Source organism: Actinomycetes bacterium, assembly GCA_036510875.1.
In the GTDB taxonomy this organism is placed as follows: Bacteria; Actinomycetota; Actinomycetes; order Prado026; family Prado026; genus DATCDE01.
Genome location: DATCDE010000334.1, coordinates 1 through 8,422 on the forward strand (window position 1 = coordinate 1; position 8,422 = coordinate 8,422).

Here is an 8,422-nt window from a genome sequence, read left to right on the forward strand (position 1 = left end):
ACCGGCAGGGTCGAGCACCGCCGCCGCTGTCAGGTGGCTGGGCACCCCGCCGCTGGCCAGCCAGGCCACCCAGGCGAGCGGCACCGCCGCCGCCGGCAGCACCGGTGCGAACGCGACGACGTCCCCGACCACCCGCACCCACAGCCCGGCGGCGAGCAGTCGGCGGACCCGCGAGTGAGGCACGCCGTCCGCCAACGCCTCGGCCAGCGTGCACACGCCACCTCGCCGCACGCCGAGGGCGGGGAACGGGGGGGCCGTCGTGGTCCGCACCGCTCCAGGGTCGCGGATCGGGCGCGCGCCGGACCGGCGTCGTCCACAGGCCGCGGCCCGGGCCGCGGCGGGCGGCTAGGCTCGCGCCCCATGCGAGGGATCATCCTGGCCGGCGGTACCGGCAGCCGACTGCACCCGATCACCCAGACGGTGAGCAAGCAGCTGCTGCCGGTCTACGACAAGCCCATGGTCTACTACCCGCTGTCCACCCTGCTGATGGCTGGCATCCGCGACGTCCTGGTGATCACCACCCCGGCCGACCAGGACCAGTTCCAGCGCCTCCTCGGCGACGGCAGCCGACTCGGCATCGACATCAGCTACGCCGCGCAGCCGAAACCGGAGGGCCTGGCCCAGGCGTTCCTCATCGGCGCCGACTTCCTCGACGGCGACAAGGTCTGCCTCGTCCTCGGCGACAACCTGTTCTACGGCACCGGGCTGGGCACCGCGCTGAAGGGCCACGCCGACGTCGTCGGCGGGCACATCTTCGGCTACCACGTGAGCAACCCGCGGGCCTACGGCGTCGTCGAGTTCACCCCCGACGGGAAGGTGCTCTCGATCGAGGAGAAGCCGGAGCACCCGCGCAGCAGCTACGCCGTCCCGGGGCTGTACTTCTACGACGAGGACGTCGTGGAGATCGCCGGCAGCATCCGGCCGAGCGCTCGGGGCGAGCTGGAGATCAGCGCGGTCAACGAGGCCTACCTGCAGCGGGGCGCTCTCACCCTCACCGTGCTCGAGCGCGGCACGGCCTGGCTGGACACCGGCACCGTCGACTCCCTGATGGCGGCCGGCGAGTTCGTCCAGGTGGTCGAGCAGCGGCAGGGCCAGAAGATCGGCTGCGTCGAGGAGGTGGCCTGGCGCGAGGGCTTCATCGACGACGAGCAGCTCCGCCGGTTGGCCGAACCCCTTCGGCCGAGTGGCTACGGCCAGTACCTGATCGGCCTTTTGGACGACGCCGCCAGCTAGCCTGACCGCCATGCACATCAAGGAGCTCGCCGTCCCCGGCGCGTTCGAGCTGACCCCGCAGCAGCACCGCGACGACCGCGGGGTCTTCCTCGAGTGGTTCCGCGCCGAGACGTTCGCGGGCGCCGTGGGGCACGACCTGGCCATGGCCCAGGCGAACTGCTCGATCAGCCGGCGCGGTGTGGTCCGCGGGATCCACTACGCCGACGTCCCGCCCGGGCAGGCCAAGTACGTCACCTGCGTGGCCGGCGCCGTCCTCGACGTCGTCGTCGACCTGCGGGTGGGCAGCCCCACGTTCGGCCGCCATGACGCCGTCCGGCTGGACACCGACGAGCGCAAGGCCGTGTACCTGCCCGAGGGGCTGGGCCACGGGTTCGTCGCGCTCACCGACGACGCGACCGTGCTCTACCTGTGCTCCACCCCCTTCAACCCGACGGCCGAGCACGGCGTGCACCCGCTCGACCCGGCGCTCGGGCTGCCCTGGCCGGCCGACCTCGACCTGGTGCTCAGCGCCAAGGACCAGGCCGCGCCGACCCTCGCCGAGGCCCACGCCGTCGGCCTGCTGCCCGCCTGGGAGGGCTGATGCGCATCGTCGTCACCGGTGCGGCCGGGTTCATCGGGTCGGACTTCGTCCGCCGGCTGCTCACTGACTGCTACCCGGCCTACACCGGCGCCGACGTCGTCGTCCTGGACAAGCTGACCTACGCCGGCAACGAGGCGAACCTCGCGCCGGTCGCCGAGCACCCGCGCTACCGCTTCGTCCGCGGCGACATCTGCGAGCCGGACGACGTCGACGCAGTGCTGGCCGGCGCCGACCTCGTCGTCCACTTCGCGGCCGAGAGCCACGTGGACCGCTCCATCCTGGGCGCGGCGGAGTTCGTGCGCACCAACGTGGCCGGCACCCAGGTGCTGCTGGACGCCGCGCTGCGCCACGGTGTCGGCCGGTTCGTGCACGTGAGCACCGACGAGGTGTACGGCTCGATCGCGCAGGGCTCCTGGCCGGAGACGCACCCGCTGGAGCCGAACAGCCCGTACGCGGCGAGCAAGGCGGCCAGCGACCTGATGGTGCGCGCCTACCACCGCACCCACGGCCTGGACACCGTGATCACCCGGTGCAGCAACAACTACGGGCCGTACCAGTTCCCGGAGAAGGTCATCCCGCTGTTCGCCACGAACCTCATGGACGGCGACACGGTGCCGCTGTACGGCGACGGCGGCAACGTGCGGGACTGGCTGCACGTCGACGACCACTGCGACGGCATCGCCCTGGTCGCCGAGGGCGGCCGGCCCGGCGAGGTCTACAACATCGGCGGCGGCACCGAGCTGACCAACCGGCAACTCACCGAGCTGCTGCTCGCGGCCACCGGCTGCGGCTGGGACCGCGTGCGCCCGGTGGCCGACCGGCTCGGCCACGACCGCCGCTACTCGGTGGACATCTCCAAGATCTCGGCCGAGCTCGGCTACGCGCCGCGGGTGCCGTTCGCCGACGGGCTGCGCGCCACGGTCGAGTGGTACCGCGACCACCGCGACTGGTGGGAGCCGCTGCGCTCGCGGGCTGCGCTCGGCGCATGAGTCGCTGGCTGGTCGCCGGGCACCGCGGGATGCTCGGCTCGGACCTGCTCCCCCGCCTGGAGTCGTCCGGTGCGAGTGTCGTCGGGGTGGACCGCGACGAGATCGACCTGCGCTCGGCCGCCGCGGTCGGCGAGCTGCTCAGCGAGGTCCGGCCCGACGTGGTGGTCAACTGCGCCGCATGGACGGCGGTCGACGAGGCGGAGACCCACGAGGCGCAGGCGCTGGCCGTCAACGGCGGCGCACCGCAGAACCTGGCCGCGGCCTGCGAGAGCCTGGCGGCGCACGGGCACCGCGACGGCGCCGGGCCGGTGCTGCTGCAGGTGTCCACCGACTACGTGTTCGCCGGCGACGCGACGGTCCCCTACCCGGAGGACGCCCCCACCGGGCCGCTGACCGCCTACGGCCGGACCAAGCTGGTCGGCGAGCAGGCGGTTCTCGCTGCGTTGCCGACCACCGGCTACGTCGTGCGCACGGCCTGGCTGTATGGCGCGCACGGGCCGAACTTCGTGGCCACCATGCTGCGGCTGGAGCGCGAGCGCGAGACGGTGACCGTGGTCGAGGACCAGCACGGCCAGCCGACCTGGACGGTGGACCTCGCCGACCGGCTGGCCCTGCTCGGGTCCGCGGCGCTGTCCGGCGCCGCACCGTCGGGGATCTACCACGGCACCAGCAGCGGGGCGACGACCTGGTTCTCCTTCGCCCGGGCCATCTTCGAGCTGGCCGGCGCCGACCCGGCGCGGGTGCTGCCGGTGCCGACGTCGGCGTTCCCGCGCCCGGCGCCCCGGCCGGCCTGGAGCGTGCTGGGCCACCACCGCTGGGCCGGCACCGGCATCGACCCGATCGGCGACTGGGCGCAGCGCCTCGCGGCGGCCTTCCCGGCCCTTGGCGGCTGAACCCGCCTCGGCGGGTGACGTGGCCGGCTACGAGCCGCGGAAGACCGCGAGCACCGTGCGCAGCAGGATCACCAGGTCCATGGACAGCGACCAGTTCTCCACGTAGTACAGGTCGAGCCGGACGGCGTCCTCCCAGGACTGTTCGGCCCGCCCGCTCACCTGCCACAGGCCGGTGATGCCCGGCTTGACCAGGTGCCGGCGCTGCTCTGGTCCCACGAAGGCGTCGCCCTGGACCGGCAGCGGTCGGGGTCCCACCAGCGACATCTGGCCGCGCAGCACGTTGAGCAGCTGCGGCAGCTCGTCCACCGAGGTGCGCCGCAGCAGCCGGCCGACCGGCGTGATCCTGGGGTCATCCTTGATCTTGAACAGCAGGCCGTCCGCCTCGTTGGCCGTTCGCAGCGACTCCAGCCGCTGCTCGGCGTCGACGTACATCGTGCGCAGCTTGCAGACGCGGAACAGCCGGCCTTCCCGCCCTACCCGGACCTGGCGGAACAACGCCGGACCGGGGGAACCCAGCCGCACGGCCAGCCCAGCGGCGAGCAGGAGCGGCGACAGCAGGACCAGCCCGAACAGCGCCACCACCCAGTCAAGGGTGCCCTTGACCAGTCGCTGCGGACCGGTGAAGCGCGGCTCGTCCACGTACAGCAGAGGCAGCCCGGCCACCGGGCGCACCGTGACCCGTGGCCCGGCCACGTCGGTCATCGCCGGGGCGACCACCAGGTCGACGTCCGCGCCCTCCAGCGCCCAGGCCAGCTGCCGCAGCCGCTCGGGGGTGATGGTCTCGGACGGCGTCACGGCGACGACGTCGGCCCCGACCGCGCGCACGGCGGCCGCCACGTCGTCGTACGAGCCCAGCGACGGGACCTCGTCGGCGTCGCGCAGGCCCTCGTAGCGCGCGGGTAGGCAGGCCCCCACCACGCCGAAGCCGGCGTACGGCTCGCGCCGCAGCCGGGCCACGAACGACACGACCGACTGGCGGTCGCCCACCACGACGACCCGGTGGCCGAGCCGTCCGGCCCGACGCTGCCGGACCAGCCACTGCCGCGCTGCGAACCGTCCGAGCAGCAGCAGGACGAACCCGAGCGGGAACGCGACGCCGACGAACAGCCGGGCGACGTCCGCCTTGAGCATGAAGCTGGCGGTGGCGACGACCGCGACCACCACGAAGGTGGCCCGGGTGACCCGGCGGTACTCCTCCGCGCCCACGCCCAGGACCCGCGTCTCGTACCCGCCCTGCCAGAGCAGGGCGCCCAGCCAGGCCAGCACCGTGCCGAGCAGGATCAGCCCGTAGTCGTACCCGTTGGTCACCGCCAGGACGGGGCCGTAGCGCGCCAGGTAGGCGACACCGACGGCCGTGACGACGGCGCCCAGGTCCACGACGGCCAGCGCCGCGACGTACCGGCGCAGCGCCCGCCGCCCGGTCGCCAGCGCCTCCGGTGGCGGTGCGGGCAGTCCGAGGAGCGGATCCGCGGACCGGCGCTCCACGCGGCGGGCGGCGGCCTGGGTCATGGACGATCCATCGGCATGTTCCGCACCCGGGTGAAACCGGGCACGCTCGGCTGAAGGCCCGGCCTCGACCTGCCGACACTCATATGGTGACGGTGGCAACGACCGGGTCGGTCCTCGCCTGCGCCGGCGTCCCTATCTCCGCGCTCTCGCTGGCGGACGCCGTGAGCAAGGTGGTCTGGCTGGCCCAGGCTCCGCTGCGCACCGGGATCGACGTGCACCTGTGCAACGCCTACACGCTGGCGCTGGCGGACACGGACCCGGACTTCCACCAGCTGCTGCAGCGGTCCTCGATGAACCTGCCCGACGGCATGTCGGTGGTGTGGGCCAACCGGGTGCTGCACCGCGAACAGGACCCGCCCCGCGAGCGGGTCTACGGCCCGGACCTGTTCCGTGGTGTCTTCGAGGCCGGGCAGGACGTCGGGTTGAAGCACTACCTGCTCGGCTCGACGCCGCAGGTGCTGGACGCCCTGGTCGCCAACCTCAAGGTCACCTACCCGCGCGCCGACGTGGTCGGCGCGGAGAGCCCGCCGTTTCGTGAGCTGAGCGCCGAGGAGCGCGCGGCCCAGCGCGACCGGATCGAGGCGTCCGGGGCGGAGATCGTCTGGGTCGGCTTGGGCACCCCCAAGCAGGACGTCGAGTGCGCGCGACTGGCCGGCGAGATGGACACGGTGTTCGTCGCGGTCGGCGCAGCCTTCGACTTCGTGGCCGGGACCACGGCACAGGCTCCGGTGTGGATGCAGCGCAGCGGCCTGGAGTGGACGCACCGGCTGGCCACCGAGCCGCGACGGCTGTGGCGGCGCTACCTGTTCGGCAACGCGCGCTTCGTCCGGGCGACGCTTCGCCAGCGGCCAACGCTCAGCGAGACACCGCGAGGCTGAGCGTCTGCTCGACGAGGGCGGCGACGCCGGGGCAGCGCTGGGAGTACCGCGCGAAGGTGCCGCACGCTGCGGCACGCAGGTGGTCGCGGTCGGCTGGTGCCAGGCCGGCGATGCGTTGGGCGGTGCTGCTCGCGCCGTCCCAGTAGACGACTGACTCCTGGGCCAGCCACTGGATCCCCGGAAGCCTGCTGGCGACGATGAGGTGCCCGCGGGCCATGGCCTCCTGCAGGACCAGCGGCACGGCCTCGGAGTCGCTGAGGATCGCGACGATCTCCGACCCCGAGGTCTCGGCCCACGGGTCGTCGAGGAAGCCCTCCACCGCGAGCTGCGCCCTGCCCCGGCGGGCGTATTCGTCCAGCAAACCCTGCTGCGAACCGGTGCCGACGACGCGTACTGCGCTGATGAGACCGCGCTCGGCCAGCTGGTCGGCCAGGTCGAGGAACTGGTCCAGCCGCTTGGGTGCGTCCAGCCGCCCGATCCACAGCAGCTCGCTGGCCGGCTCGCCCGTCGCCGCCGGGCCGCCAGGGACGGCGGCCGGGCTGAGGACCGGGTTGAACCGCCAGCCGGGCAACCGTGTCGGTGCGACCGCCGAAGGGTGTCGCAGCACGAGCGGCAGGGCCAGGAAGGACCACCCCCGAGGCCCCCAGCGGAGCGCGTCCGTCGGTGAGCCGGGCAGCGCGGTGTGCACCGTGACCCGGGCGGAGAGTCCCAGGCCAACCAGACCCGTCGCGGCGGCCAGCCCGCTGCGGGCGCCGTGGCAGTGCACCGCATCAGGACGGAACGCGCGTACCGCGGCGCGAACCTCCCGGCCGGCTCGCACCATGGCGGCGAGCGCTGAGGTGCGCGGGGGCAGCGACCACGGTTCAGCGCCGGAGTGGGCTGGCGGCCCGGCCAGCACCCGGACGGTGACCCCGGCGGCGCGCAGCGCTTCAACGTGAGCGGACGCGATGGTCCCCAGCCCTCCGTGCAGGGAGTCGGCACAGACGAGCACCCGCGGCTCGCCGGTCATCGACGTCCCGCCTCGGCGCCGCGCCGCGTCGCCCGAGCCGCCAGGGCGCGCAGCCGGAAGTCGGACGCGAGGGCCGAGGAGACCAGCAGGTCGGTCACCGGGTTGGATCCCACCCACCGCCGGCGGTCCCTGCGGATCTGCCGGGCCTGCCAGACGAAGGCGTCCGGGGCCTGCCCGGTGGAGGCGCCGCCTGCGACGAAGTCGACCAGGATCTCGCCGATGACTGTCGGTTCGGCGAGCCGGCCGGCGCGGATGATGAAGTCCTGGTCGGCGGCGACCGGGTACCGAAGGTCGTAGCGGCCGACCCGGTCGACGAGCTCGCGGGTGAAGAAGCACGACGGGTGTGGAACGTAGCGGTAGCCGAGCTCGAGGAGTCGCAAGCTGTACGGCGTCCCGGCGTAGACGCCGAGGAAGCCGCCCTCGTCGTCCTGGAAGCGCACGATCCCGAACGCCCAGGACCACCGGTGCGCCTCGCCGTCACGAGCGACGCGGTCCAGCACGTCGCTGGAGGCGAGCACGTCCCCGGCGTTGAGGAACTGCAGCAGCGAGCCTCGAGCGGCCGCCAGACCCTTGTTCATCGCGTCGTAGGTGCCAAGGTCCGGCTCGGAGACCCAGGTCAGTCGCTCATCGCCCAGCGTCCTCAGCCAGTCGACGGCCCCATCGGTGCTGGCCCCGTCCACGACCACCCACTCGAAGTCCGAGCAGGTCTGCGCGGCCAACGAAGCCCAGGTGCGCTGCAATCCCGGCAGGTCGTTGCGGACGACGCTGACGACGCTGACCCGCGGGCTGGCAGCGCCGGTCATAGCCGCGGCTCCCGCTCGAGCAACAGCGTGTCCTTCGCCGAGAGCGTCCGGCCACCGAGCCGACGGTAGAGAGCCAGAAACGTCCTGGCGGTCTCCTCCCAGGTGAACTCGGCGACCCGGTCGTGCCCCCGCGCCACCAGTTGCGCACGCAGGCCCGGGGATACCCACACCGCCTCCACGGACTTCGCCACGCTGTGCGTGTCGCGCGGGTCGAACACCAGGGCCGCGTCACCCACTTGCTTCGGCAACGAAGTCACGTCGGAGCAGGCCACCGGCACACCCATGTCGAAGGCCTCCCAGATGGGGAAGCTCGCCGCCTCGAAGAGGGTCGGTACCAGCATCAGCAATGCTCCGGCAATCACCGAACGTGCGGCATTCAGTGGCAGATACCCCAGGTCCCGGACCAGGTCGCTGACACCGTGCTGGTGCGCGAGCTCAGAGAGGTTGAGGCCGTCCGGGGGGCGTGGCCCGGTGAGGACCAGCGGGACGTCGAGCCCCCGTCGACGAAGCTCCGCCAGCGCGGCGAAC

Annotated in this window: 10 protein-coding genes; 5 read left to right on the forward strand and 5 right to left on the reverse strand. The window is 73.1% G+C overall.

Annotated features, from left to right (window positions below; translation table 11 throughout):
• Nucleotides 1–270: type IV toxin-antitoxin system AbiEi family antitoxin domain-containing protein (locus VIM19_19320; GenBank protein ID HEY5186995.1), on the reverse strand; the 270-nt coding region annotated here is incomplete at its 3' end.
• Nucleotides 271–360: 90 nt separating this feature from the next.
• Here VIM19_19320 and rfbA point away from each other — a divergent pair.
• The 4 genes from rfbA to rfbD are packed head-to-tail and all read left to right on the forward strand — an operon-like array spanning nucleotide 361 to nucleotide 3,695.
• Nucleotides 361–1,233 (forward strand): glucose-1-phosphate thymidylyltransferase RfbA, encoded by an 873-nt coding sequence (rfbA, locus tag VIM19_19325; GenBank protein ID HEY5186996.1) that lies wholly within the window; start codon nucleotides 361–363, stop codon nucleotides 1,231–1,233.
• A 10-nt stretch (nucleotides 1,234–1,243) separates the two neighbouring features.
• Complete coding sequence (rfbC, locus tag VIM19_19330) at nucleotides 1,244–1,813, forward strand: dTDP-4-dehydrorhamnose 3,5-epimerase (GenBank protein ID HEY5186997.1); 570 nt, start codon at nucleotides 1,244–1,246, stop codon at nucleotides 1,811–1,813.
• Complete coding sequence (gene rfbB / locus VIM19_19335; protein ID HEY5186998.1) at nucleotides 1,813–2,802, forward strand: dTDP-glucose 4,6-dehydratase; 990 nt, start codon at nucleotides 1,813–1,815, stop codon at nucleotides 2,800–2,802. Before rfbC ends, rfbB begins: the two co-directional genes overlap by 1 nt.
• Nucleotides 2,799–3,695, forward strand: coding sequence for a dTDP-4-dehydrorhamnose reductase (gene rfbD, locus VIM19_19340; GenBank protein ID HEY5186999.1), 897 nt, complete (start codon nucleotides 2,799–2,801; stop codon nucleotides 3,693–3,695). Before rfbB ends, rfbD begins: the two co-directional genes overlap by 4 nt.
• A gap of 27 nt (nucleotides 3,696–3,722) precedes the next feature.
• Here the strand turns inward: rfbD and VIM19_19345 are convergent, their stop codons facing one another.
• Entirely contained in the window at nucleotides 3,723–5,204 is a 1,482-nt protein-coding gene (locus VIM19_19345; GenBank protein ID HEY5187000.1) for a sugar transferase, read from the reverse strand.
• An 86-nt stretch (nucleotides 5,205–5,290) separates the two neighbouring features.
• Here VIM19_19345 and VIM19_19350 point away from each other — a divergent pair, with 86 nt between their 5' ends.
• Nucleotides 5,291–6,082, forward strand: coding sequence for a WecB/TagA/CpsF family glycosyltransferase (locus VIM19_19350; protein ID HEY5187001.1), 792 nt, complete (start codon nucleotides 5,291–5,293; stop codon nucleotides 6,080–6,082).
• On the opposite strand, the gene VIM19_19355 is transcribed toward VIM19_19350, so the two are convergent.
• From VIM19_19355 to VIM19_19365, 3 genes are all read right to left on the reverse strand, one after another.
• Nucleotides 6,060–7,091 carry a glycosyltransferase family 4 protein gene (locus VIM19_19355; protein HEY5187002.1) on the reverse strand — a complete coding sequence of 344 codons (1,032 nt, stop codon included), beginning with the start codon at nucleotides 7,089–7,091 and terminating at the stop codon, nucleotides 6,060–6,062. The genes VIM19_19350 and VIM19_19355 overlap by 23 nt on opposite strands.
• Nucleotides 7,088–7,894, reverse strand: coding sequence for a glycosyltransferase family 2 protein (locus VIM19_19360; GenBank protein ID HEY5187003.1), 807 nt, complete (start codon nucleotides 7,892–7,894; stop codon nucleotides 7,088–7,090). Before VIM19_19360 ends, VIM19_19355 begins: the two co-directional genes overlap by 4 nt.
• Nucleotides 7,891–8,422: glycosyltransferase (locus tag VIM19_19365; GenBank protein ID HEY5187004.1), on the reverse strand; the 532-nt coding region annotated here is incomplete at its 5' end. The genes VIM19_19365 and VIM19_19360, both read right to left, overlap by 4 nt.